The organism is Rhodanobacter ginsengisoli, from assembly GCF_042657065.1.
GTDB lineage: Bacteria > Pseudomonadota > Gammaproteobacteria > Xanthomonadales > Rhodanobacteraceae > Rhodanobacter > Rhodanobacter ginsengisoli.
The window spans coordinates 407,224-431,556 of the sequence record NZ_JBHSNF010000001.1 but is presented as its reverse complement, the minus strand read 5'-3'; the positions used below and the strand labels follow the sequence as shown (position 1 = coordinate 431,556).

Genomic DNA, 24,333 nt, shown 5'->3' with positions numbered 1-24,333 from the left:
TGACCGGGGAAGACACCCGCGCGGGACGTCGGATATGTCCTTCCATCTTAGGCGGCGGACGCGGCGGCCTGCCAGCTTTCTCCCGGGTGGATCCGGCCCTCGCTGGCGCTCCTTCCACGTCACGGTCCGCATGCTATGTTTCTCCTGCCATCCATGGGGGAATCAAGTCATGCGGATAGGTCTTGCAATAGATGCGGCCTGCGATCTCTCGCCGGCATTCATGCAGCAGCACGACATCGCGGTGATGCCGATCACGGTCAAGGTGGATGGCCAAGTCTTCCTGGACGATCGCAAGCCGGCTGAGCTTCAGCGGTTCATCGATCTTCGGCTCGGCAGCCGCAGCCATTCGGCGGAAACCGAGCCATGCCCGGTGGAAGAGGTACAGAAGTTGTTCCTCGACAAACTGGTACTGGAGCAGGATTGCGTGTTCTGCCTGACCATCACCGCTACCCGCAGCCCGATCAACGAGCATGTCAACCGCGCCAGCTTCGTGATCCTCAAGAACTATCGCCAGGCACGCGAAGCGGCCTCCATCCCCGGTCCCTTCATGATGCGGGTCATCGACACCCGCAACATCTTTGCCGGTGCAGCCCCCGCCGTGTACGAGGCGACCCGGATGATCGCGGCCGGCGACACCCCGGCGGCGATCCGTGAGCGACTGCTTTACATCGCCAACAACAGCTATGGCTACATGCTGCCGCGGGACCTCTACTATCTGCGTGCCCGCGCCAAGAAAAAGAACGACCGCAGCGTCAGCCTGTTCAGCGCGATGCTTGGCTCGGCACTGGACATCAAACCGCTGCTGCGCTGTTTCCGCGGCGAAACCGGCCCAGTCGGCAAGGTTCGTGGCTTCGAGCAGGGCGCGGAAGCACTGTTCGGCTATGCCGCCCAGCGGGTGCGTGCCGGTCTGCTGGTGCCGCTGGTCTGCGTGAGCTACGGCGGCGACCTGGCCGTGCTGACCCACCTGCCCGGCTATGCCGGACTGCGTGCGGCCTGCGAGGAGCATGGCGTCGAACTGATGGAGGCACCGATGAGCATCACCGGCATGGTCAACGTCGGCGAGGGTGCCGTGACACTCGGTCTGGCCGCCGAGGAACACGACGCCGAATTCTGAGGACTCCTTGGACTTTTGCCCGGCAGGGGAAGACGACACGCCTTTGCGCTCACCGGCAGGCGGACCGGGTCGTTCCGGGCGTGCCGCTCAGAAACCGTAGTTCAGAAATCCGCCGTCCACCGCCAGTACCTGGCCGGTGATGTAGCTGGCCGCCGGCAGGCTGAGAAAGGCGATCGCCGCCGCCACCTCCTCGGGCTCGCCGATGCGCTTGAGCGGCGTCCTTTCCAGCACCTCATCCAGGTAGTCGGCGTCCGCCAGCGCCGGTTCCGAGCGCTGGGTGCGGATATACCAGGGCGCCACCGCGTTGACGCGGATGCCATCCACCGCCCATTCGGCGGCCAGGTTGCGGGTGAGCTGGTGCAGCGCCGCCTTGCTCATGCCGTAGGGTGAACCCGTGCGCACATGGGTGATTGCCGATACCGAGCCCACGTTGACGATCGCCGCATTGGCGTGCTGCACCAGGTGGGGGTGCGCCAGCCGGCACATCTCGAAGGCGGAAATCAGGTTCTGCTCCAGGATCGCCCTAACCTCGTCCGTGCTGTATTCGAGCGTCGCCCTAGGCAGGTTGCCACCCACATTGTTGATCAGCAGCGACACCGGCGCGCCCAGATCCGCGATCCAGTCGAACACCGCCAGGCGCTCCTCGGCCTCGGTCAGATCCGCACCGAAGGCCAGGATCTCGACGCCGGGAAAGTCATCGGTCAATTCCACCCGGACCTGCTCGAGGTGGTCTTCGTCGCGCGCCACCAGCAGGAGGTCGCAACCCAGCGCGGCCAGTTCCCTGGCAACGGCGTAACCGATGCCCTTGCTGGCACCGGTGATCAGGGCGGTGTGGCCTTGCAGTTGCCAGGCATCGAGGCGGCTGTTCATGGACGCAGCTTAAAACGTCGGCCCCGGCACGCATAGCTCGGACATCGCCTTGCCGACACCATGCTTGCCTGCACGCACCCGCGGCGAGACACTCCCAGCGCTCATCCATTGCGAGAAACGCCATGAACAAGTTGCCGCTCCTGCTCTGCCTGCTGGCTCTGGGCGCCTGCTCCGGCAAGCCGCCGGAACCGAAGGCCAGGGCGGCGGATGTCGCCACCCCGTTCGACGCCATGAAGGCGCAGGAACAGCGCGCCAGGGACGTGCAGAAAGTGGTGGACAAGCAGGCCGAAGAACAGCGCAAGCAGATCGAGGCGCAGCAGCAGTAACCCTGCCCCGCGGCCTTACCCTCCGGCGGCCACCGCCGCCTGCCGCGGGTCCGCGCCTAGCGCGGACGGCACAGGCAGTCGGCGTAGATGTTCGGCGTGCCGGCCCGGGCATCGCGCAGCAGCTGCAGTTCCGGCGCCAGCGCGGGCAACTGGGCGAACCAGCCCGGCAGGCGAATGCCCCAGGACTGCATCACCCGCACGCTGGCACTGCGGTTGAGGCCGATCAGGAAGCGCTCGAAACCGCCCAGCGGGGCCTCCTCGTAACGCACCGGATAACCCTTGCCCAGCTTGGCCAGCCGGGCCGCTTCGGCGACGGCGGCGGCCAGTCCGCCGAGCTGGTCGACCAGACCACGATCGAGCGCCTGCTGCCCGGTCCAGACACGGCCCTGTGCGATCGCATCGATAGCCGCATAGCTCTTGCCGCGGGCCTTGGCCACGTTGCCGACGAAGTCGCGATAGCCCTTGTTGATGATCGCCTGGATCACCGCACCGACATGCGGATCCAGCGGACGGGTGATGTCGAATGCGCCGGCCATCGGTCCGGTACCGACGCCGTCGCTCCGGATGCCGAGCTTCGCCAGGGTATGCGGCACCGAGTAATACATGCCGAAGATGCCGATCGAGCCGGTGATGGTGTTCGGCTCGGCAAAGATGCGGTTGGCGTTCATCGAGATCCAGTAGCCGCCGCTGGCCGCCACGTCGCCCATCGACACCACCACCGGGATACCGGCCGCCCGGGTCAGCTCGATCTCGCGACGGATCTGCTCGGCCGCATACACTTCGCCGCCGGGGGAGTTGACCCGCAGCACCAGCGCCCTGGTCTTGCGGTCCTCGCGCGCGGCGCGGATCAGCGCAGCGGTCGATTCGCCGCCGATGGAACCGGGCGACTGCTTGCCGGCGCTGATTTCGCCTTCGGCCACCACGATCGCCACCCCGGCCGCGAACGGATGGCCATCGCTGGGCAGGCTGGCGACATAACGCGACAGATCGACCTGCCGGAAACTGTGTCCCTTGCGGTCGGCCGGCACGCCTTCCTTGCGCATCATCGCGATGAGCTCGGCGCGGGTTGCCGTGCCGTCGATGAGATGCTCGTTCAGGGCCAGCTGGGCCAGGTCGCCCTGGGTGCTGGCGATATGCTGCGGCAGGTTGTCGATGTCGTCGCGCAGCGTCGCCGGGTCGAGTTTCCGCAACGCGGACACTTCGGCGAGATAGCTGTCCCACAGGCCGCCCATCCAGTAGCTGTCGGCCTGCTTGGCTTCGGCCGAGGCGTGGTCGAGGATGTACGGCTCGGCCGCGCTCTTGAACTCGCCGACACGGAACAGGTGCACGTCGACGCCGAGCTTGTCCAGCAGATCCTTGTAGAACAAGCGGTAATTGGCCAGCCCGGTGATCATCACGCCGCCCTGCGGATCGACCAGCAGACGGTCGGCGTGCGCGGCGAGGTAATACTGGCCCTGATCCAGATTCACCGCCCACGCGATCACCGGCTTGCCCGCCGCGCGGAACCGGTCCAGCGCCGCACCGACTTCGCGCAACGCGGCAAAACCGCCGCCTTGCAGGTCGCCGGGAAGCAGCAGGATGCGGCTGATCCGCTTGTCGCTCGCCGCCGCGTCGATCGCGCCGATCAGGTCGCGCACCTGCACCTGCTTGGGATCCTCGCCGGACAGGCCGGTCAATGCACGCTGCAGCGGCTCGATGCTGTACTGCTCGACCAGCTGGCCCTGCGGCCTGATCACCAGCACGCTGTCGCTCTGCAGCGTGCCATCCAGCCTATTGCCGGCCACGCCGGCGGTAACCACCAGCAGCAGCACAAGAAGCAGGCCGAAGAACACCAGGTTGAGGATGATCAACCGGATCATGTTGAGGCCACGCCCGAACGTGCGCAGAAAGGCCCAGAAGCCGTGGCGACGGAGCGGGGGCGGAGGGGTCATGCGGGTTTCCTGAGTCATGGGATCAAGCGTAGCCGGTCGCACCGGCGTGGTCATGCGAACGTGGCCGCCAGCGCTGTTTCCAGGCGCTGCGCCAGAACCGGGTGAACAACATCACCGCGGCCACCGACAGGCCGGCGATCAGGCCGATCCACATGCCGCGCGCGCCCATGCCGCGATGGAACGCGAGCCACCAGCCCACCGGCATGCCGATGCCCCAATAGGCGAACAAGGTGATCGCCATCGGCACGCGGGTGTCCTTGAGGCCGCGCAACGCACCGTTGGCGGCGACCTGGATGCCGTCCGAAAACTGGAACAGGCCAGCCAGCATGATCAGCTGCGCGGCCAGCGTGATCACCCGGGGGTCATGCGTGTACAGCACCGCGATGAAGTACGGCAGGCACAGCATCAGCGTGGCCGAGAACAGTTGCGTGACGAGAGTCAGCCCGATGCCGCAGAGGCCGGCATAGCGCACACCGCGTTCGTCGCCGCGCCCCACCGCGTTGCCGACCCGTACGGTAATCGCCATCGCCAGTCCGAGCGGGATCATGAAGAACAGCGAGGCGATGTTGACCGCGACCTGGTGACTGGCAATCACATCCTCGCCAAGCGTGGCGATGATCAGCGCCGTGGCCACGAACAGCCCGGCCTCGGCCAGCAGGCTCACCGCCATCGGCAGGCCGACCTGCACCAGCGCGCCGATCCGGCGCAGGTCCGGCCACTCGAAATGATCGAACAACCCGAGCCCGCGGTAGTGGCGCCGACAGATCACGTAGACCGCGAAGGACAGCATTTCCAGCCACAGGACGATCGCGGTGGCGACACCGCAGCCGTGCGCGCCCTGCGGCGGGATGCCCAGCTTGCCGAACATCAGCACATAGCCCAGCGGCACCAGCAGTACCAGTCCGGCCAGGCTGAAATACATCGACGGCCGGGTCAGCGACAGGCCTTCGGACAATCCGCGCAGCGCGAAATAGCAGGTCAACGCCGGGGCGCCCCAACTGATCGCCAGCAGGAAGCGCTGCACGTCATGGCGCAAGCTCGGCGTCACGCCGATCAGATCGATCAGCGGCGCCGCATGACGCACCGCGAACCACAGCAGCACACCCATGCCCAGTGCCAGCCACAGCGCCTGGCGGAACACCGCGCCCACCTCGTGTCGACGGCCGGCGCCATCGAGCTGCGCTACCGACGGCGGCACCGCCATCATCATGCCGATGCCGCTGACGATCGCCAGCGACCAGATGCTGGCACCCACGGCCACGGCACCGAGTACATGCGCACTGACGTGTCCGGCCAGCACCGCATCGATCACATTGCTGCCGATCGCGGCCAGCTGGGCAGCGATCAACGGCAGGGCGAGACGCACGGTGGCACGCATCTCGTGCACCAGACGGGCGCGCTCGGGACGGAAAGCTTTCATGGGCACAGCAGACTCCAGGGCCGGCCATTCTACCTGAGCCATAGGTCACGGCTGGCCTGCATCCCGACCGGTGTGCAGATCGCCCGCTGCGCCGGGTGGGGAATCTTGGTGAAGCGGCCGGCCCACCGAGGGCCCGCACTGCGCCAGCTGCGGCGTCTGGCTCGGCAAGCCGCCGGGCAGGACGGAAACCGGCCCGGGCTTCCGGGCCCCGGTCTACCTGCCGATCAGGCATGAACGGATCGATCGGCAACGCTGCCCGCCGACGGTGTAGAAATATCGGGTGGCCGGCTGCTGCCGCATCCGCCTGCTGGTCCCTGCCCTGCTCGTCTCCGGCTCGTCGGGCATGGCCCACCGACGCTCGAAAGCCCCTCCCAAAAGCCCGCTCGACGAGCACCGCCGTGGCGGTTTTGCACAGCGTCACCGGCCTGTCAAGGTGCGTGAAGATCGTTTGTCAATCATGTGAACGTCGGCTTACCGACATTTTCAACAGATTGAATTAAAACGTTTTTTTTGCCTGACCAAAACTTGGTCATGCTGTCGTGAAGGGCGCCACGGCGCGCTTTGAGGCCCTCCTTCCCCGCCACATCCACAGACTTATCCACAGCTCTTGTGGATAAGCGCAAAAACCTCCGATTGATAGCTACTTACCCTCAACTCCTCAGATAGATGAGCAGCAAGTGCGCGCAACACCTGACCGGTAATTTCCAGACCCGCCGCGGTCAGGGTGCGACGATGCTGCGGTTACACTGGGCCGCCATTGAGGTCACCATGCCCGCCGTCCTTCGCGTCGCCCTGCCACTGCCCTTGCCCACCCTGTTCGACTACCTGCCCCCCGCGGCGGGAGAGTCGCACGTGGGCAGCCGGGTGCTGGTGCCGTTCGGCCGTGGCAAACGGGTCGGGGTGGTGGTGGCGATCGATGCCGAGGCGACGATCGGCAGCCACCGGCTGAAACAGGTCGTCCGGCTGCTCGACGATGCCCCGCTGCTCGATGCCGAGCTGATGCGGACCCTGGCCTGGGCCGCCGATTACTGGCTGGGCGCCCCCGGCGAGGCCTATGCCAACGCGCTGCCCCTGAGCCTGCGCGAAGCCAGGCCCCTGCCGGCCATCGGCGACGAATACTGGTCGCTTACCCCCAGCGGTCGCAGCACCCATGATGCCGGCGGCCGGCGCGGTGGCAGCCAGGCCTTGCTGGCCGCCCTGGCGGCTGGCGCATCGAGTGCCCAGGAGCTGACCGAGGGTCTGCCCGGGTGGCGGGCGGCGGCCCGTCGCCTGGCCGAGGCCGGCCTGCTCGAACGCAGCGAACGCCCCCCGCTCGATCACCACCCGTTGCCGGCGTCGCTGGCGCCGCAACTGAGCGACGAACAGCACCAGGCCGTAGCCGCAGTCGGTGCCTGCCTCGGCCAGTACCAGCCGTTCCTGCTCGATGGCGTGACCGGCAGCGGCAAGACCGAGGTCTACCTGGCGCTGATCGAGCAGGTGCTGGCGCAGGGCCGACAGGCCTTGCTGCTGGTACCGGAAATCGGGCTGGCGCCGCAGACCGTGCGACGGCTGCGCGAACGCCTCGGGGTGATCGTGGAAGTGCTGCACTCCAACCTGTCCGAGGGCGATCGCGCACGCGCCTGGCTGCGGGCGCGGGCGGGCACGGCACGAGTGATCCTGGGCACCCGCTCGGCGGTGTTCACGCCGCTGCCGCAAGCCGGACTGATCATTGTCGACGAGGAGCACGACAGCGCCTACAAGCAGCAGGAGGGTTTCCGCTATCACGCCCGCGACCTGGCGCTGGTGCGTGCCCGCGCGCTGGGCGTGCCGGTGCTGCTGGGTTCGGGCACGCCGTCGCTGGAATCGCTGGCCAATGCGGAGAGCGGCCGCTATCGCAGCCTCCATCTGCGCGCCCGCCCCGGGGCGACCCGCCCCCCGCAGGTGCAGATCATCGACATGCGCGCGCAGCGACTGGAACACGGCCTGTCGCCGGCCCTGCTGACCGCGGTCGCGGAAACGGTGGCCCGCGGGGAACAGGCCCTGGTATTCCGCAACCGCCGCGGCTACGCGCCGGTGCTGCTGTGCCACAGCTGCGGCTGGCACGCCGAGTGTTCCCGCTGCGACCGGCCCTTGACCCTGCACGCCGGCCGGCGCCAGCTGATCTGTCATCACTGCGACTATCGCCAGCGCCTGCCGGACGCCTGTCCCAGTTGCGGCGCGACCGAGCTGAAGGCGCAGGGCCAGGGTACCGAGCGACTCGAGGAGGCCCTGGTCACGCAGTTCCCGCAGGTGCCGGTGCTGCGGGTGGATCGCGAAACCACCCGCCGCCGCGACGCGTTCGAGCAACTGCTGGGCACCCTGCGGGACGATCAGCCGGCGATCCTCGTCGGCACCCAGATGCTGGCCAAGGGCCATGACCTGCCCAACCTCACCCTGGTGGCGATGGTGGGCGTGGACGAGGGCCTGCACAGCGTGGACTTCCGGGCCAGCGAGCGGCTGGCCCAGCTGGTGGTGCAGGTGGCCGGGCGCGCCGGGCGGGCGCGCAAGCCCGGCCGCGTCCTGCTGCAGACGCACCAGCCGGATCACCCCTTGCTGCGTGGCCTGCTGGCCCACGGTTATGCCGCCGCCGCGCGCGGACTGCTGGCCGAGCGGCGCCAGATCCAGTTGCCGCCGTACAGCCATCAGGTGCTGCTGCGCGCCGATGCCGGGTTGCGCGAGCATGTCGATGCATTTCTCGCCGACGCCTGCGCCGCCCTGCCGCCCGACGGCGCCTGGCAGCTCGCCGGCCCGATGCCCGCGCCCATGCCGCTGCGCGCGGGTCGGCATCGCAGTCAGTTGCTGCTGGAGGCAGTCAGCCGCAGCGTGCTGCATGGCATGTTGCGCTCGTGGCAACTGGCCCTGCTGGCGCTGCCATCGGCACGCCGGGTGCGCTGGTCACTGGATGTCGATCCGATCGACCTGTATTGAACCGGTCGCAGCGGGCCGCGCTCAGCTTGCGTCGGGTCGCAACGAACCCGGCTTCACCAGCCAGCGCACGGCCAGCACACCCAGTTCGTAGAGCAGGCACATCGGAATGCCCAGCATCATCATCGAGGTGATGTCCGGCGGGGTGATCAGCGCCGCGATCGCGAACGCGCCGACGATGGCGTAACGGCGTCCACTGCGCAGCTTGTCCAGGTCGACCACGCCCACCGCGGCCAGCACCACCACCGCCACCGGCACCTCGAAGCACAGCCCGAAGGCGAAGAACATCAGCATCACGAAGTCGAGGTAGTGGCTGATGTCGGTCATCATTTCCACCCCCTCCGGCGTCACCGCCGTGAGGAAGCGGAAAGCCGCCGGCAGCACCAGGAAATAGGCGAACGCGCAGCCCAGATAGAACAGGCCCATCGCCGCGACCAGCAACGGCCGCGCCAGCCGCTTCTCGTGTTTGTACAGGCCGGGGCTGACGAACGCCCACAGCTGGTACAGGATCACCGGCATGCTGATGAAAAGTGCCGTATAGAAGGCCAGCTTCAAGGGCGTGATGAACGGACTGGTGACCTCGGTGGCGATCAGGTGCGCACCGTGCGGGAGACGCGCCACCAGCGGCGCGGCCAGCTCCGAATACAGCCTGTTGGCAAACGGCACCAGCGCCAGCAGCAGCAGCACGACGGTGGCTACCGACTTGAGCAATCGCGTGCGCAGTTCCAGCAGATGCGAGAACAACCCCTGCTGCAGGCTCTCGCCGACACCGTCGGAATTCTCCGGTGCGTCCGGCTCAGGCGTGGTCATGCGGGGGTTTCCTGGTGGTTTCAGGCGGCAGGTCCAGCGGCAGCTCGGCCTGCACCTCGTCGGCCCCCTCGTCGCCGCTCGGCACCGGATCGCCGGGGGCGGGCGGCGGACCGGTTACCGCCGCGACCTCGGCAGCGACCTTTTCGAGCGGCTCGCGCATCTGCTGCAGACTGTCTTTCATTTCGTTCTGCGTCGCTTCGGCCAGGGCGGCGGCTTCGCGTGCGCTGCGCCGGATCTGTTCGATCTCCAGCTCGCGCTCGACTTCGGCACGCACATCGTCCCAGCCGCTGCGCACGCGCCGCAACAGGGCGCCGGCGGTTCGCGCCGCACCGGGCAACTTCTCCGGACCGAGCACGATCAGCGCGATCAGGGCGAGCAGTACCAGTTTGCCGAGACTGATCTCGATCATCGCCGCGCCCCGCCCACCATGCGTCTACTTGGCTTTTTCGCTGGAGTCGCGCTGACGCTGCGTGCTGGCGCGGTCGGTCGGCGCCTCGTCGGCGCGCAGTTGCTCGGCCTCCTTGCGCCGGGCCTCTTCTTCCTTCTGTTTGGCCTCGTCGTCGCCGCTGAGGCCCTTCTTGAAGTCGCGAATGGCGGCGCCCAGGTCCGGCCCGAGGTTGCGGATCTTCTTGGTGCCGAACACCAGCAGCACGATCGCCAGCAGGATCAGCCAATGCCACACACTGTCAAAACCCATAATCGACCTCTGAACCCATCTTGGCGAACCGACGGCGCCCCATGCGCCACAACACTTCCGCGTTCAACGCGCAGTGTACTCCTCAAGCCGGTCGCGAAAATCGACGACCGGGGTCGGCACGTGGCTGACACCGCCCTCGAATATGCGTCGCGGCGTGATGCCGGCCCCATAGACCGCCGCGTTGGCATCGTAGTCGATGCGCAGCGCCGAGCCGTCCAGCGCCACGCCGGCAAACAGGCCGCGGGTGCGCGAATAGGAATAGATCTCGGCCTTCAACTGGCTGTCGGTGGCCGCCGTGGCGGTACGCCCGACCGGGCCGGCCGCGGCCGAAGCATCGGCGCCCAGGGTGAACTTGCCGCGCACGATCGAATCCACTCCGCGCTGGGTGCGGAACACCAGCACCACGTCGGTCGAGGACACCCCGGCCTGGAAACCGATGCTGCCGCCGGTCATGGTGATGAAGCTGGGATTGGACCAGGTGCCGTCCGGGCTCTTGATCGAGATCAGGCCTTCGCCACGACGGCCGCCGAAGATGAAGCCGGCCTTGATCATGTCCGGAATCACCGCGATCGCCTTGGCGTCGCGCAGCAGGTCCTGCGGAATTGCCTTGTCCGGCGCCTGCATGATGTCGTTCAGCACGCGCACGGCGTTGGTCGCGCGCACCAGCGGGGGATCCTCGGCATGCACGGCCAGCGCCGGCAGCAACAGGGCCATGCCGACAAGCAGCAGACGACGCAATGGGGTCTTCAACATGGGCAGCTCCGTACAGATTCGGGGACGGGGCGACGCACCGCGGTGCGCCGGGCTTGTGGCAGACTCCAAGGCTGATCCAGCCCTGACTGCCACGATGCCATTCAGCAACAACTATACCGGCCTTGCCGGCTATTCCCACGAGCCGGGCACGCCGTCCGTTCAGGCTGGCGTATTGCTGGTCAACCTGGGCACCCCGAGCGCCCCCACGGCCAGGGCGGTACGGCCGTATCTGGCGCAGTTCCTCGCCGACCCGCGGGTGATCGAATACCCGCGCTGGCTGTGGTGGCTGATCCTGCACGGGGTGATCCTGCGCATCCGGCCGGCGCGTTCGGCACACGCCTACGGCAAGGTCTGGACCGAGCGGGGCTCGCCGCTGCGCTTCGGCAGCGAGGCGCTGGCCAGCGGACTGCAGGCCGAGCTGATCCGGCAGCGGCCCGACGCACCGATCCGGGTGGCACTGGCGATGCGCTACGGCGAGCCCTCGGTGGCACACACGATTGCGCAGCTGCAGCGCGAGGGCGTACGCCGGTTGCTGGTGCTGCCGCTGTATCCGCAGTATTCGGCTACCTCCACCGGCTCGGTGCTGGATGCGCTGGCCGACAGCATCAAGACCCTGCGCTGGCCGCCGGAGCTGCGCATCGTCAACGATTACCACGATGATCCCGGCCACATCGAGGCGCTGGCGCTGAGCATCGAACGCTGGTGGAAAGCCCATGGCCGCGGCGAGAAACTGCTGCTGTCGTTCCACGGCATTCCCGAGCGCTACCTGCATGCCGGCGACCCGTATTTCTGCCAGTGCCATGCCACCGCGCGGCTCCTGCGCGAACGACTGGGACTGGCCGACGACCAGCTGGTGATCAGCTTCCAGTCGCGCGTGGGGCGCGAGCGCTGGCTGCACCCCTACACCGACGCGACGGTGCGCCGGCTCGCCGCCGAAGGGGTGCGCAAACTCGACGTCGCCTGCCCCGGGTTCGCGGTGGACTGCCTGGAGACGCTGGAGGAGATCGCGATGCAGAATCGTGATTTCTTCATCGACGCCGGCGGCGAAACCCTGCGCTATATCCCCGCGCTCAACGACAGCGCCGAACAGGTCGACAGCCTTGCCGCCCTGGTCCTTCGCCACACCCAGGGCTGGCCGGAATTCGCGGCCGACTACGATGCGACCGCCGCACGGCAAGACCGCAGCGACGCCCGGCAACGCGCGCAGCAACGCCGTGACCGCCCCGACTGAACTGGCGGTCCGGCTGGCGCATCTGACCCTGCGCGCGCAGCTGTGGGGCGATGCGGCGGCGCCGCCACTGCTGGCGCTGCACGGCTGGCTGGACAACGCCGGCAGCTTTGCGCTGCTGGCGCCGCTGCTGGCCACGCATTATCGGGTGATCGCGCTGGAGCTGCCCGGCCATGGACACTCCGATCACCCGCCTGGGGGCGCGGACTACCACTATCTCGACCACGTGCAGACCGTGCTGGCCGCCGCCGAGATCCTGCAGCTGCCCCGCCATGCCCTGCTCGGCCATTCGCTGGGCGCCGGCATCGCCTCGCTGGTCGCGGCCGCCCGGCCGGACCGGATCGAACGCCTGTTGCTGATCGAGGGCCTCGGGCCGCTCGGCGACGATGGCTCGCATACCCTGTCGCGCTTTCGCGAGGCGCTGGCGCCGCGCGCGGAAAACCGCCGGCCGTTGCGGGTATTCCACAGCATCGAGCAGGCGGTCGGCGCGCGCTGCCTCGCCAGCGGCATGCGCGCCGAACTGGCATGGCCGATCGTGCAGCGCGGCCTGACGGAAACCGAAGGCGGCTGGCGCTGGCGCAGCGACCCGCGCCTGACCCGGCCCAGTCCGTTGCGACTGGCCGAGTCGCAGATTCACGCCCTGCTGCGCGGCATCGCCGCACCCACCGCGCTGCTGCTGGCACAACCCGCCACGTCGTACCTGCCCAGCGCGCTGATGCAGGCGCGTGCGGCATGCGTGCCGGACATCGCGGTCAACCACATGCACGGCAGCCATCACCTGCATCTCGAACATCCCGAGGCCGTGGCCGCCTGGATCCACGCGTTCGGCCAGGGGCGCATCGGCGCCGAACCCGTCCCCGCACATCCGGACCCTGCATGAAGCGGATGCCGGCCGGTGTCATCGTCGGATCGAACGCTCGGTAGCGCCATCGGGCCACCCCGACCATTGCAGATGTGGCGCCATCGCGATTCCGCTATCGTGCACGTCCCACCGCATCGCCCCGCCCGATGGACTCGCCGACTGCCGCCGCACCACCCCAACGCGCCGCGCTCACCTTCATCTTCGTCACGGTGATGCTGGACATGCTGGCATTCGGCATCATCATCCCGGTGCTGCCGCATCTGATCGTGCAGCTGATCGGTGGCAGCATCGCCAAGGCCGCCGTCTGGGCCGGGGCGTTCGGCGCGCTGTTCATGCTGATGCAATTCGTGTTCTCGCCGGTGCAGGGCGCCTTGTCGGACCGCCATGGCCGGCGCACGGTGATCCTGATTTCCAGCCTCGGCCTCGGCATCGACTTCATCCTGATGGCGCTGGCGCCGGCACTGTGGCTGCTGTTCATCGGCCGGGCGGTGTCCGGTGTGTGCGCGGCGAGTTTCTCGACCGCCAATGCCTACATCGCCGACATCACCCCGAAGGAGAAGCGCGCGGCCGCGTTCGGCACGCTGGGCGCCGCCTTCGGTATCGGTTTCATCGTGGGCCCGGCGCTGGGCGGCTTTCTCGGTCACCTGCATGTGCGCCTGCCGTTCTGGGTCGCGGCCGGCCTGTCGCTGGTCAATTTCTGCTACGGCCTGTTCGTGTTGCCGGAGTCGCTGCCGAAGGAGCGACGCAGTGCGCGCTTCGACTGGCGCCACGCCAACCCGTTCGGCGCGCTGGTGCTGCTGCGCCGCTACCCGCAGGTGTTCGGGCTGGCAGCCGTGTTCTTCCTGATCAATCTGGCGCAGTTCTCGCTGAATTCGACCTACGTGCTCTACACCGACTACCGCTACGGCTGGGGACCGCAGGCGGTCGGCTACACGCTGGGCCTGGTCGGCCTGTGCAGCGGCCTGGTGCAGGCGGTGCTGGTGCGGCGGCTGATGCCGGCGCTGGGCGAGCGCCGGCTGATCCTGGCCGGACTGCTGCTGTGCGTCGGCGGTTATCTGCTGTTCGGCTTCGCGGGGACGGCGTGGGTGTTCGTGCTGGGTATTCCGTTCCTGTGTCTTGGCGGGCTGGCCGGGCCACCCGCGCAGGCGATGATGTCGCACCAGGTCGACCCGCACGAACAGGGCCGACTGCAGGGTGCACTGACCAGCCTGGCCAGCCTCGCCGGCATTTTCGGGCCGGCACTGTTCGCGAACCTGTTCGCGCTGTTCATCAGCGACCACGCGCCGGTACCGCTGCCCGGTGCCGCATTCCTGCTCGCCGCGACCCTGCTGATGGTCGCCGCCGTGCTCGCGCTGCGCGTGACCGGGAATCGACCCCTCGTGGCGGCCGCGCCGATCGTCGCGCCCGTGGCCGCGCTGCCCTTCAACGACGTATCCACCGACACCTTGTCCCACGACCCATCGGAGCCATACCCATGACACTTTCCATGTATCAGGCCAGCGTCCCCGTGTTCGTCCGCGCACTGGACAACCTTGCCCACGTGCTGAACAAGGGCGCGGCGCATGCGAGCGCCAAGGGCGTCAGCGACGAGGTGCTGCTGCAGACACGCCTGATCCCCGACATGCTGCCGCTGGTCAAGCAGGTGCAGATCGCCTGCGACATGGCCTCGCGCGGCACGGCCCGGCTGGCCGGCGCCGAACCCCAGACGTTCGAGGACAACGAGACCACGCTGGAACAGGTCCACTCACGCATCGCCCGCGTGATCGAGTACATCCAGGGCTTCGGACCGGAACAGATCGACGGCAGCGAGGCACGCGCCATCGTGCTGAAGATGCGCAGCGGCGAGATGAACTTCGAGGGCCAGGCCTACCTGCTGCAGTTCCTGATCCCGAACCTGTTCTTCCACTGCACCACCGCCTACAACATCCTGCGCGAAGCCGGCACCGAGATCGGCAAGAGCGATTTCATCGGCAAGCCCTGAGCTGTGCCCGCGGCGATCCGGCAACGGATCGCCGCAGCCCGGCCGCCGTCAGATGGACCTGCATCGCGAATTCCGACAGCAAGACTCGAAACTGTGACGAGGGTCCCGTTCGCACCCTCCATGCTGGCCCGACACCTGCTTGATGTATCGCGTACCTCCAACCCACGCGACACGAGAGCGGACATCATGGAAAAGATCATCGAATGCATCATCGCCGGCGGCCCGCAACATGGGCTCGTGCGTCGCCAGCTGTGGGATTCGGAGTATTCCGCGATGCCGGTACTGGCCACCCGGGACGGTCAGATATGCATCGCGGCCGCCCATCGCCCGGCCGACACCCAGAGCGATTGCTTCATCCTGCTGCACCCGCAGGCCACCGGCGAGCAATTCACCGATCTCCTGGCCTCCCTGAGTTGCCGCAGGGCGTCAGCTTCTGCCCCTGCCCGAATGGATCTCCGCCGCATCGCGTCAGCCGCCTGAAGATAACCGCCCGCCTCCCGGCCGACAGCCGGAGCAGCTGAAGGCGCCCCGCCGCATCGATCCACTCGTTGGCGCCCGCGCCGCTCGCGGCAGGGTTCGACGGCGGCGATCGAGCCGCGCCATCCGGCGGATCCCCCGCACCGCCATGGCGACGTGCGAAAATCCGGCCCTGCCGCCGGAAGAACCCCACGACCCCGCATGCTGCGACTCACCGACCTCAAGCTGCCGCTGGATCACTCCGGCGATGCGCTGACCGCTGCGATCCTGCGGCGGCTGGCGATCACCGCCACCGAACTGACCGGTTACAGCGTGGCCAAGCGCAGCTACGACGCGCGCAAGCGCGGGGCGATCGCGCTGATCTACGCGCTGGACATCGATACCCCGCGGGAAGCGGAGCTGCTGCAGCGCTTCGCCGATGATCCGCACGTCCAGCCCACGCCGGATACCGACTACCATGTCGTGGCGCAGGCGCCGCCACGGCTGGCGCACCGGCCGCTGGTGATCGGTTTCGGTCCGTGCGGGTTGTTCGCGGGACTGATCCTGGCCCAGATGGGTTTTCGCCCGATCATCCTGGATCGTGGCAAGGCGGTGCGCGAGCGTACGAAAGACACCTGGGACCTGTGGCGCAAGCGCCAGCTTCACCCCGAATCCAATGTGCAGTTCGGCGAGGGCGGTGCCGGCACGTTCTCCGACGGCAAGCTGTACAGCCAGATCCGCGATCCGCTGCATCACGGCCGCAAGGTGCTGACGGAATTCGTCAAGGCCGGCGCGCCGGAGGAAATCCTCTACGTCAGCAAGCCGCACATCGGCACCTTCCGGCTGGTCACGATGGTGGAGAACATGCGCGCCACGATCGAATCGCTGGGTGGCGAAATCCGCTTCAGCAGCCGCGTCGACGATCTCCTGCTGGAGCCGGCGGCGGACGGGCGGCAACAGATCCGCGGCGTGACCCTGGCCAGCGGCGAACAGCTCCGCGCCGACCACGTGGTGCTGGCGCTGGGCCACAGTGCGCGCGACACCTTCGAGATGCTGCACGCGCGTGGCGTCTACGTCGAGGCAAAGCCCTTCTCGATCGGCTTCCGCATCGAACATCCACAATCGGTGATCGATCGCGCCCGCTTCGGGCCGCAAGCGGGCCATCCGATCCTGGGCGCCGCCGACTACAAGCTGGTGCATCACGGCAAGCCCGGCCCGGATGCGCCCGGACGCACGGTATACAGCTTCTGCATGTGCCCCGGCGGCACCGTGGTGGCCGCCACGTCCGAACCCGGCCGCGTGGTCACCAACGGCATGAGCCAGTATTCGCGCAATGAGCGCAATGCGAACGCCGCGATCGTGGTCGGCATCGACCCGTCCGACTTCACCCCGTTCGACGGCAGCGGCAGTCCGCTGGCCGGCATCGCGCTGCAGCGCGCACTGGAAAGCCACGCCTACGTGCTGGGCGGCAGCGATTACAGCGCACCGGCCCAACTGGTCGGCGACTTCCTCGCCGGACGGGCCTCGCGCGAGTTCGGCGACGTGCAGCCGTCCTACCAGCCCGGCGTGGTCCTGGGCAACCTCGAAAGCGCCCTGCCCGACTACGCGATCGCCGCGATCCGCGAGGCGTTGCCCGCATTCGAGCGCCAGGTGCGGGGCTATGCGATGCACGACGCCATCCTCACCGGGGTCGAGACGCGCACCTCCTCGCCGGTGCGGATCAAGCGCGACGACAGCCTGCAAAGCCTGAACACGCGAGGACTCTACCCGGCCGGCGAGGGCGCCGGGTATGCCGGCGGCATCCTCTCGGCCGCCGTCGACGGCATCCGCATCGCCGAAGCCGTGGCGCTGGACATCACCGGCGGCTGACCTGCGCAGATCGGTCGCGCATCCGGTGCAGCCCTGGCCAGGCGCGATTGAATGCACGCCAGGCGACCTCATCTAGGCGTGACGGGCAGTCGCCCGGCTGCGCCCTCCCGGCCAAGGTTTCCCATGTCCACCTCAAGCACCGCCGTCCCGATCCGCATCGACTTCGTCTCCGACGTTTCCTGCCCGTGGTGCGCGGTGGGGCTGGCCTCGCTGCAGCAGGCGCTGGCCAATCTTGATGGCGAAGTGGCCGCGGAGATCCACTTCCAGCCATTCGAGCTGAATCCGCAGATGCCCGCCGAAGGCGAGGATTCCACCGAACACCTGGTGCGCAAATACGGCAGCACCGCTGAGCAGATCGATGCGAACCGCGAAGCGATCCGCGCCCGCGGTGCGGCGCTGGGCTTCACCTTCAACATGGATCGGCGCAGTCGTGTCTACAACACCTTCGATGCGCATCGGCTGTTGCACTGGGCCGAACTGGAAGGTCGCCAGCTGGCACTGAAGCAGTTGCTGCTGCGCGCTTATTTCACCGATGGCGAGGACGTCAGCGCGCACGACACGCTGCGGCGACTGGCGCAGCAAGCGGGGCTGGACGCGACACGGGCGAGGGAAATCCTTGCCGGTGACAGCTACGCCGACGAGGTGCGTGCGCAGGAACAGTTCTACCTGACTCGCGGCATCCAGTCGGTCCCGGCCACGATCATCAACGGCCGGCAGCTGATTTCCGGCGGCCAGCCACCGGAAGCCTTCGAATCGGCCCTGCGTCAGATTGCCGCCAGTTCGTGACCGGCCGGATGCGGCTCGGCGCGGTCGAGCCCTCCGGCCAGCGGGCCGGGATATCCAAGCAGATAGCCCTGGCCCATGTCGCCGCCCATCGCTTTCAGGGCGGCGCGCTGGGTCTCGGTTTCGATGCCTTCGGCGATGACCTGGATGTTCAGCGCGCGCGCCAATGCGAGGATCGCCGCCACCACCGTGGTGCTGCTGGTATTGGCCCCATGCTGCAGCTCGTGCACGAACGACTTGTCGATCTTCAACATGCGCAGCGGCAGCGAATGCAGATAGCTCAACGACGAGTAGCCGGTGCCGAAGTCGTCCAGCGCCGCACCCACGCCCACCATCCGCAGCCGATCGAGCGTGTCGCGCACGCGCCCGGGGCTGTCCAGCAACGCGCCTTCGGTGACTTCAACGATCACGCGCGTGGGTGACAGTCCGGTTCGGGCCAGCAGCTGCAGCAGGCGCACATCGAAGTCGAGATGGCGAAGATGGCGCGCCGAGACGTTGATGGTCACGAAGATCCCGGATGGCGCGTCCCGTTTGAAGCGCGTGCAGCTCATTTCGAACATGCGCCAGTCGATCGTCTCGATCAGGCCGCTGTCCTCGGCCACCCGGAGGAAATCCGCCGGCATCAGCACACCCCGCTGCGGGTGGTTCCAGCGGATCAGTGCCTCGTAGCCGACCACCTCGCCGCCATCGAGGCGGCAGATCGGCTGAAAGTGTGGTTCGAACTCGTCGTGCATGAGCGCGTGGCGCAAATCGCCTTCCAGGGTCAGCACGTCAATCGCATCCGTCGCCAGCGTCTCGTCGAACATCTCGAACCGCTTGCGCCCGCGTTCCTTGGCGCGATAGAGCGCGATGTCGGCGTCGCGCAACAAGTCGTCGCTCTTGAGATAGCGGCTGTCGCCAATCGCGATCCCCATGCTGGCCGACGGCTCCAGCTCCTTGCCCGACAACCGCAGCGGCGCGCCCAGCACGCGCAGGATGCGCTGGGCGACTTCCGCCGCGGTTTCGGCTCCCGGAACGTCCTCGAGCAGGATCGCGAATTCATCGCCGGACAGCCGCGCGACCATGTCCGGGTCGCGAACGCAGCAGCGCAAGCGATCGGCGACCGCCTTGAGAAACTCGTCACCGGCCAGGTGACCGATGCTGTCGTTGATGACCTTGAATCGATCGACATCCAGGTAAAGCAGCGCACAACGCCGCTCCGGATGACGCTGCAAGGTCTCCAGGACACAGTTCAGACGATCGCGCAGGAAACCCCGGTTGGGCAGCCCGGTAAGCCGATCGTGCATCACCTGATGTTTCAGTTGCTCCTGCACCCGCTCGCGCTGCTGGATTTCCTGGCGCAATTCCTGTGTGCGCTCGTCCACCCTGCGCTCCAGTTGCACATTGGATTCATGCAGGGACACCGCCGTGCGGCGCCGGTAGATGCTGTTGGCGATCTGCAGGGCCGCGAAGGTCAACAGCTCGCGGTCGGCCTCGCTGTAGCGTGCCTCGGGCACGTAGCTCTGCACTACCACCAGCCCGATCACCTCATCACCGACCTGCAGCGGCACGCCCAGCCAGCTGGTGGCGACGTTCGGCGTGTCGCTGGGACCCATCTCGCCCTGGCGCACCAGCTCGTCGATTTCGGCCCGACAGACCAGTATCGGCCGGGCATGCCGCAGGACATGCTCGCTCAGCCCACGGCCCAGCGCACGCGACGATTTGCTGTGTCCGTTGACATCGACGTAATAGGGAAACTCCAGCATGCTGCGGTCGTCGGCAAGCAGCGCAATGAAGAAATTCTCCGCATTGAGCAGCGCGCCCACCACGGTGTGCACGCGCCGATAGAACGAGTTCTCGTCGATGTCGACAGTGGCCAGCTGGGCCAGCTGGAACAGCGCGCGCTGCAACTGCTCGGCGCGCTGGCGATCGAGTATCTCCTGCTGCAGGCCCGTGTTGGCCTGGGCCAGCTCGCGGGTGCGCAGCCGCACGCGCGACTCCAGTTCGTCCTTGTCCTGCTTGCGCTCCAGCGCAGTCAGGATGTGGTTGCCGACGAAGCCGAGCAACTCCTGATCCTCCATCGTGAAGCTCACGCCCGGCTTGTAACTCTGCACCACCAGTGCACCGTGTACCTGGCCGTCGAGCACCATCGGCACGCCAAGCCAGTCACTGCTGTCGGGACCCATCTTGAGCAGGACGCCGTCGATCGTGGCGCGCAACGCTTCGGCGCTGCCCCTCATCGGCTGGCCGCTGGTCAACACCCGGTGGGTCAGGGTGCCGCGCCAGTCATCCAGTGGCGTCTCGCGCGTCGTGTCCTGCCCCTCAGTGTCGATCACGTCGGCGTAGTACAGGAAACGCCAGGTCCGACGTAGCGGGTCATGCCGCACGATGAAGAAATTCTCTCCATACATCAGGCTGCTGACGATCTTGTGGATACCGCGCAGCATCTTCGGCATCGGCAGGTCGGAGCCAGCCAGATCGGCGATCGCGAATAGCGCGCGCTGCAGGATTTCCGAGCGCTCCAGTTGCTTGTTCGCGCCTTGCAGATTGCTCAGCTCGAACGTCTGCGCCAGGCGCTGGCCGGCCAGCCCGAGGTCGGCGGAGAGCGCTTCGCGCAGTTGTTCCGCCACCTGGCCAGCAGCGAAGTGAAGCAGCAGAACCACGCGTTCGCCCGAGAGCAGCGGCCATGCCGCCCAGCGGCCGTCCTCACTGAGACAGAGTTCGTCACGGCTCAGTGCGGCCCGCGCCCAGACCATGCCCGCCGGCCTCGCCGCGGTGCCTGGGCCGATCGACGCCTCGTCGGGTCCATGCAGCAACGTTGCCGTCTGGCAATCCGGCAGCGACTGCGCCAGCGCGATGATCAGTGCCGTCACGTCCGCCGGCGTCGCCGCCTGGATCAGGCGACTCAGCCATGCTGGCCGGTCCGTCCCGTCCGACGCGTTCGGACTCGGCGTGCGCTTGGGGTTCATCCGAATGACCCGACTCCGGCGCTGACCCGCCGAAACACGAACCCCGCGCCGCCGCGGTCGCCACCACTGTCAATCGGTGTCGCGTGGCGCCGGAGATCGAGGTTATCCATACGATGATATCGGCCCGGGCGTCGCCGGCTTGAGCCAGCCGTGACAGCAGCCCATCGTGGCACCCCCGGACAGCGCGATCCTTGCGCCGGTCACGCACCCGCGGCGCGGGATTCCAACCAGAAGGCGATCGGTGACGGACGCCCGATCAGATAGCCCTGAGCCATGTCGCAGCCCATCGCGGTGAGGGCCGCACGCTGGATCTCGGTCTCGATGCCTTCGGCGATGACCTGGATGTTCAGCGCGCGCGCCAGTGCGAGGATCGCCGCCACCACCGTGGTGCTGCTGGTATTGGCGCCCTTGTCCAGCTCCTGCACGAAGGCGCGATCGATCTTCAGGATGCGCAGCGGCAGCGAATGCAGGTAGCTGAGCGAGGAGTAGCCGGTGCCGAAGTCGTCCAGCGCGGCACCTACGCCGATCACCCGCAGGCGCTCCAGTGTGGCGCGCACGCGCTCGGGGTTGTCCAGCAGCGCGCCTTCGGTGACCTCGACCACCAGCCGCGACGGCGGCAGGCCGGTACGCTCCAGCAACTGGATCAGGCGCGTGTCGAAATCCGCGTGACGCAGATGCAACGCGGAGACGTTCAGGGTCAGGAAGGTGTCGTCGGATGCGTACTGAAGCAGCAGCTGGCAGCTGAGCTCGAACATGCGCCAGTCGATCACCTCGATCAGGCCGCTGTCCTCGGCGATCCTCAGGAAATCGGCGGGCTGCAGCAGGCCGCGCAACGGGTGGTTCCAGCGGATCAGCGCTTCGTAGCCCAGCACCCGGCCCCCATCGAGCTGGCAGATCGGCTGGAAATACGGCTCGAACTGGTCGTGCTGCAGGGCCTTGCGCAGTTCGCCCTCCAGCGCCAGCACATCGATCACGTTCTTGGCCAGCGTCGCATCGAACAGCTCGAAGCGCTTTCGCCCGAGCTCCTTCGAGCGATACAGCGCGATGTCGGCATCGCGCAGCACCTCATCGGCTGCCACGTAGTTTCCATCGGCGATCGCTATGCCCACGCTGGCGGTCACCTGCAGCTCCTTGCCGTCGATCTGCATGGGTGCACTCAGCGCATCCATCACGCGCTGCGCCACGGCGGTGGCATCCACCGGCAACTGCACCTGTTCCAGCAATATCGCGAATTCGTCTCCCGCCAGTCGGGCCACCAGGTCCGGATGCCGCACGCAACTGGCGAGCCGGGTCGCGACCTCCTTCAGTACCTCGTCGCCGGCCAGGTGACCGAGGCTGTCGTTGATGATCTTGAAGCGGTCGACATCCAGGTACAGCAGCGCGCAGTGACGCTGCGACTCGCGCCGGATCACGGCCAGCACGCGGTCGATGCGGTCGCGCAGGTAGCTGCGGTTCGGCAGCCCGGTCAGGGCATCGTGCATGACCTGGTGCCTGAGCTGGTCCTGCATGCGCTCGCGCTCGACGATCTCGTTGCGCAACGCCAGCGTGCGCTCCTCGACCCGGTGTTCGAGCTGTTCGTAGGCACGCCTGAGCGACTCGGCGGAACGGCGCCGGGCCACGCTGTTGGCGATCTGCGACGCGACGAAGCTGAGCAGTTCCTGGTCGGCCGGCCCGTACACCACCTCCGGCCGGTAACTCTGCACCGTCACCAGGCCGATCACCTCGTCGCCGACGATCAGCGGCACGCCCAGCCAGCATATCGCCGGCGAACCCATGCGCCCCGGGGCGATCTCGCCGCGCTGATCGAGTTCCTCGATCTCGGCATTGTCGACGCGCAGCGCGGTACCCAGGCGCAGCACGTACTCGCTCAGGCCACGTCCGAGCTGGCGACTGACCGGCGGACGCTTGACCGCGTCCACCGCGTACGGAAACGTCAGCTGCTGGCGATCGTCCGAGAGCAAGGCGATGAAGAAGTTCTCTGCATTCAGGAGTTCACCGACCACCTCGTGCACGCGCCGGTAGAACGCCTCCTGATCGACATCCGCGGTGGCCATCTGGGCGATCTGGAACAACGCCGCCTGCAGGTGCTCGGCGCGCTGCCGCTCGAGGATTTCCAGCTGCAGGCCCCGATTGGCCTCGGCCAGTTGCTGGGTACGCAGATGCACCCGCTGCTCGAGGTCGTCCTTGCCCTGCTTGCGCTCCAGCGCGGTGAGGATGTGGCTGCCGACAAACTCCAGCAGGGTCAGGTCCTCGCCGGTGAAACCGATGTCCTGCTGATAACTCTGCACGACCAGCACACCGGCGGGCCGGCCCTCGCGCATCATCGGCACGCCGAGCCAGTCGTAGCTGTCCGCACCGACCAGGGCGACCGGCCCGCGCACCTGGCTGCGCAGTTCCTCGGCATCGCCCATGCGCGCCTTGCCGTCGCGCAGCACGTACCAGGTCAGCGTGTACTCGATCGCACTCAGCGGCAGGTCATCCCCGTCGCCGGGTGGCGTCGGATCCTGCACGTCGACGAAATACAGGAAGCGGATCGTGTCCTGCACGGCGTTGTGCAGCACGATGAAGAAGTTTTCCGCGTACATCAGGGTGCTGACGATGGCATGGATGCCGCGCAACATCGCCGGCATGTCGCGCTCGGAGCCGGCCAGGTCGGAAATCGCGAACAGTGCGCGCTGCAGGTTTTCCGAACGCTCGAGCTGCTTGTGCGAGTCCTGCAGTTCGGACCACTGCAAGGCGCGCCGCAGATGCAGGCCGGCGAGTTGCAAAGGCGCGGCGAGGCCATCGAAAAATGCGTCGGGGGCCACGCCGGCCTGCAGGCGCAACAGCAGCACCGCGGCCTCGGGCTGTTCGCACAGGCGAATCGCGACGCGTTGCCGATCCGGATGCCCGTGGGGGCCGCCCGCCCGGCTGGCGTCGCCGAGCCAGGTGCGATCGGCCGCGTCGATCGGGGTTGCCGGCACGCTGTGGCACGAGGTGGGATGGTCCAGTCGCCACACCACGCAGGCCGCCATGCAACCCGGCCGGTCCTGCGCCAGCAGCGCGATCGCCTCGGCCACTTCATCGGGCGTTTGCGCGGCGCTCAGTCGTGCCAGCCAGACCAGCTGCAACGAGCTGTTGTCGGACGGCGTCGACTCAATGGCACCCCGATGCGTCATGGATGGAGCTCTCCCCCAAGCCCGGGCTGGCCAACGCCCGTGGACCAGCATACCGCGCAATGCCCCTGGCGGGACCTGTGCAGGGCACTTGTCTGCGCCCGGGTACGCAATGACGATAGACTGCCCGATTGACTCGGGCGCGGCCTTTCCGGCGCGACGCGCATCGGCACAATTCGCCGCTGCC

18 protein-coding genes and 1 pseudogene are annotated in these 24,333 nt (G+C 67.6%); 10 read left to right on the top strand and 9 right to left on the bottom strand.

Annotated elements, in window-relative coordinates:
• The first annotated feature begins 169 nt into the window (after positions 1 to 169).
• Complete coding sequence (locus ACFPPA_RS01720) at positions 170 to 1,114, top strand: DegV family protein (RefSeq protein ID WP_377316666.1); 945 nt, start codon at positions 170 to 172, stop codon at positions 1,112 to 1,114.
• Positions 1,115 to 1,201: 87 nt separating this feature from the next.
• Here the strand turns inward: ACFPPA_RS01720 and ACFPPA_RS01715 are convergent, their stop codons facing one another.
• A complete protein-coding gene (locus ACFPPA_RS01715) occupies positions 1,202 to 1,984 on the bottom strand; it encodes an SDR family oxidoreductase (protein WP_377316664.1) in 783 nt (260 codons plus the stop codon).
• Positions 1,985 to 2,106: 122 nt separating this feature from the next.
• On the opposite strand from ACFPPA_RS01715, the gene ACFPPA_RS01710 reads away from it, so the two are divergent.
• Entirely contained in the window at positions 2,107 to 2,310 is a 204-nt protein-coding gene (locus ACFPPA_RS01710) for a hypothetical protein (RefSeq protein WP_377316662.1), read from the top strand.
• A 56-nt stretch (positions 2,311 to 2,366) separates the two neighbouring features.
• Here ACFPPA_RS01710 and sppA read toward each other — a convergent pair whose 3' ends face one another.
• Positions 2,367 to 4,241 carry a signal peptide peptidase SppA gene (sppA, locus tag ACFPPA_RS01705; protein ID WP_377316660.1) on the bottom strand — a complete coding sequence of 625 codons (1,875 nt, stop codon included), beginning with the start codon at positions 4,239 to 4,241 and terminating at the stop codon, positions 2,367 to 2,369.
• Between the two features lie 22 nt (positions 4,242 to 4,263).
• Positions 4,264 to 5,661, bottom strand: coding sequence for an MATE family efflux transporter (locus tag ACFPPA_RS01700; protein ID WP_377316658.1), 1,398 nt, complete (start codon positions 5,659 to 5,661; stop codon positions 4,264 to 4,266).
• 768 nt (positions 5,662 to 6,429) lie between these two features.
• Here ACFPPA_RS01700 and ACFPPA_RS01695 point away from each other — a divergent pair.
• Positions 6,430 to 8,607, top strand: a complete 2,178-nt coding sequence (locus ACFPPA_RS01695; protein ID WP_377316656.1) for a primosomal protein N' — start codon at positions 6,430 to 6,432, stop codon at positions 8,605 to 8,607.
• A 21-nt stretch (positions 8,608 to 8,628) separates the two neighbouring features.
• Here the strand turns inward: ACFPPA_RS01695 and tatC are convergent, their stop codons facing one another.
• The 4 genes and pseudogenes from tatC to ACFPPA_RS01675 all read right to left on the bottom strand — a co-directional run.
• Positions 8,629 to 9,414, bottom strand: a complete 786-nt coding sequence (gene tatC / locus ACFPPA_RS01690) for a twin-arginine translocase subunit TatC (protein WP_377316654.1) — start codon at positions 9,412 to 9,414, stop codon at positions 8,629 to 8,631.
• Entirely contained in the window at positions 9,401 to 9,823 is a 423-nt protein-coding gene (gene tatB / locus ACFPPA_RS01685) for a Sec-independent protein translocase protein TatB (RefSeq protein WP_377316652.1), read from the bottom strand. Before tatB ends, tatC begins: the two co-directional genes overlap by 14 nt.
• Before the next feature lie 24 nt (positions 9,824 to 9,847).
• Entirely contained in the window at positions 9,848 to 10,111 is a 264-nt protein-coding gene (gene tatA, locus ACFPPA_RS01680; RefSeq protein WP_377316650.1) for a Sec-independent protein translocase subunit TatA, read from the bottom strand.
• Between the two features lie 66 nt (positions 10,112 to 10,177).
• Positions 10,178 to 10,849, bottom strand: a pseudogene (locus tag ACFPPA_RS01675) (lipid-binding SYLF domain-containing protein); the annotation flags it as partial.
• 109 nt (positions 10,850 to 10,958) lie between these two features.
• On the opposite strand from ACFPPA_RS01675, the gene hemH reads away from it, so the two are divergent.
• From hemH to ACFPPA_RS01640, 7 genes are all read left to right on the top strand, one after another.
• Positions 10,959 to 12,095: a ferrochelatase gene (gene hemH, locus ACFPPA_RS01670; RefSeq protein ID WP_377316646.1), complete on the top strand. Its 1,137-nt coding sequence runs from the start codon at positions 10,959 to 10,961 to the stop codon at positions 12,093 to 12,095.
• Positions 12,079 to 12,972, top strand: coding sequence for an alpha/beta fold hydrolase (locus tag ACFPPA_RS01665; RefSeq protein WP_377316644.1), 894 nt, complete (start codon positions 12,079 to 12,081; stop codon positions 12,970 to 12,972). The genes hemH and ACFPPA_RS01665 overlap by 17 nt, the downstream gene beginning before the upstream one ends.
• Positions 12,973 to 13,100: 128 nt before the next feature.
• Entirely contained in the window at positions 13,101 to 14,432 is a 1,332-nt protein-coding gene (locus tag ACFPPA_RS01660; protein WP_377316642.1) for a TCR/Tet family MFS transporter, read from the top strand.
• A complete protein-coding gene (locus ACFPPA_RS01655) occupies positions 14,429 to 14,935 on the top strand; it encodes a DUF1993 domain-containing protein (RefSeq protein WP_377316640.1) in 507 nt (168 codons plus the stop codon). Before ACFPPA_RS01660 ends, ACFPPA_RS01655 begins: the two co-directional genes overlap by 4 nt.
• Before the next feature lie 186 nt (positions 14,936 to 15,121).
• A complete protein-coding gene (locus ACFPPA_RS01650; protein ID WP_377316638.1) occupies positions 15,122 to 15,415 on the top strand; it encodes a hypothetical protein in 294 nt (97 codons plus the stop codon).
• 198 nt (positions 15,416 to 15,613) lie between these two features.
• Positions 15,614 to 17,260, top strand: coding sequence for an NAD(P)/FAD-dependent oxidoreductase (locus ACFPPA_RS01645; protein WP_377316636.1), 1,647 nt, complete (start codon positions 15,614 to 15,616; stop codon positions 17,258 to 17,260).
• A gap of 123 nt (positions 17,261 to 17,383) precedes the next feature.
• Complete coding sequence (locus ACFPPA_RS01640; RefSeq protein ID WP_377316634.1) at positions 17,384 to 18,046, top strand: DsbA family oxidoreductase; 663 nt, start codon at positions 17,384 to 17,386, stop codon at positions 18,044 to 18,046.
• Here ACFPPA_RS01640 and ACFPPA_RS01635 read toward each other — a convergent pair.
• A complete protein-coding gene (locus ACFPPA_RS01635; RefSeq protein ID WP_377316632.1) occupies positions 18,025 to 20,991 on the bottom strand; it encodes a bifunctional diguanylate cyclase/phosphodiesterase in 2,967 nt (988 codons plus the stop codon). The two genes, ACFPPA_RS01640 and ACFPPA_RS01635, sit on opposite strands and share 22 nt — an antisense overlap.
• A gap of 200 nt (positions 20,992 to 21,191) precedes the next feature.
• Positions 21,192 to 24,149, bottom strand: a complete 2,958-nt coding sequence (locus tag ACFPPA_RS01630; RefSeq protein WP_377316630.1) for a bifunctional diguanylate cyclase/phosphodiesterase — start codon at positions 24,147 to 24,149, stop codon at positions 21,192 to 21,194.
• Positions 24,150 to 24,333: the final 184 nt, after the last annotated feature.

What these genes read in the sequence shown, in the direction of transcription:
- ACFPPA_RS01710 (WP_377316662.1), top strand. Translation starts at nt 2,107, where the DNA reads ATGAACAAGTTGCCGCTCCTGCTCTGCCTGCTGGCTCTGGGCGCCTGC.
- tatB (WP_377316652.1), bottom strand. Translation starts at nt 9,823, where the DNA reads ATGATCGAGATCAGTCTCGGCAAACTGGTACTGCTCGCCCTGATCGCG.
- ACFPPA_RS01720 (WP_377316666.1), top strand. Translation starts at nt 170, where the DNA reads ATGCGGATAGGTCTTGCAATAGATGCGGCCTGCGATCTCTCGCCGGCA.
- ACFPPA_RS01645 (WP_377316636.1), top strand. Translation starts at nt 15,614, where the DNA reads ATGCTGCGACTCACCGACCTCAAGCTGCCGCTGGATCACTCCGGCGAT.
- ACFPPA_RS01695 (WP_377316656.1), top strand. Translation starts at nt 6,430, where the DNA reads ATGCCCGCCGTCCTTCGCGTCGCCCTGCCACTGCCCTTGCCCACCCTG.
- ACFPPA_RS01630 (WP_377316630.1), bottom strand. Translation starts at nt 24,149, where the DNA reads ATGACGCATCGGGGTGCCATTGAGTCGACGCCGTCCGACAACAGCTCG.
- tatC (WP_377316654.1), bottom strand. Translation starts at nt 9,414, where the DNA reads ATGACCACGCCTGAGCCGGACGCACCGGAGAATTCCGACGGTGTCGGC.
- ACFPPA_RS01655 (WP_377316640.1), top strand. Translation starts at nt 14,429, where the DNA reads ATGACACTTTCCATGTATCAGGCCAGCGTCCCCGTGTTCGTCCGCGCA.
- ACFPPA_RS01715 (WP_377316664.1), bottom strand. Translation starts at nt 1,984, where the DNA reads ATGAACAGCCGCCTCGATGCCTGGCAACTGCAAGGCCACACCGCCCTG.
- ACFPPA_RS01660 (WP_377316642.1), top strand. Translation starts at nt 13,101, where the DNA reads ATGGACTCGCCGACTGCCGCCGCACCACCCCAACGCGCCGCGCTCACC.
- ACFPPA_RS01635 (WP_377316632.1), bottom strand. Translation starts at nt 20,991, where the DNA reads ATGAACCCCAAGCGCACGCCGAGTCCGAACGCGTCGGACGGGACGGAC.
- hemH (WP_377316646.1), top strand. Translation starts at nt 10,959, where the DNA reads ATGCCATTCAGCAACAACTATACCGGCCTTGCCGGCTATTCCCACGAG.
- tatA (WP_377316650.1), bottom strand. Translation starts at nt 10,111, where the DNA reads ATGGGTTTTGACAGTGTGTGGCATTGGCTGATCCTGCTGGCGATCGTG.
- ACFPPA_RS01650 (WP_377316638.1), top strand. Translation starts at nt 15,122, where the DNA reads ATGGAAAAGATCATCGAATGCATCATCGCCGGCGGCCCGCAACATGGG.
- ACFPPA_RS01700 (WP_377316658.1), bottom strand. Translation starts at nt 5,661, where the DNA reads ATGAAAGCTTTCCGTCCCGAGCGCGCCCGTCTGGTGCACGAGATGCGT.
- ACFPPA_RS01640 (WP_377316634.1), top strand. Translation starts at nt 17,384, where the DNA reads ATGTCCACCTCAAGCACCGCCGTCCCGATCCGCATCGACTTCGTCTCC.
- sppA (WP_377316660.1), bottom strand. Translation starts at nt 4,241, where the DNA reads ATGACCCCTCCGCCCCCGCTCCGTCGCCACGGCTTCTGGGCCTTTCTG.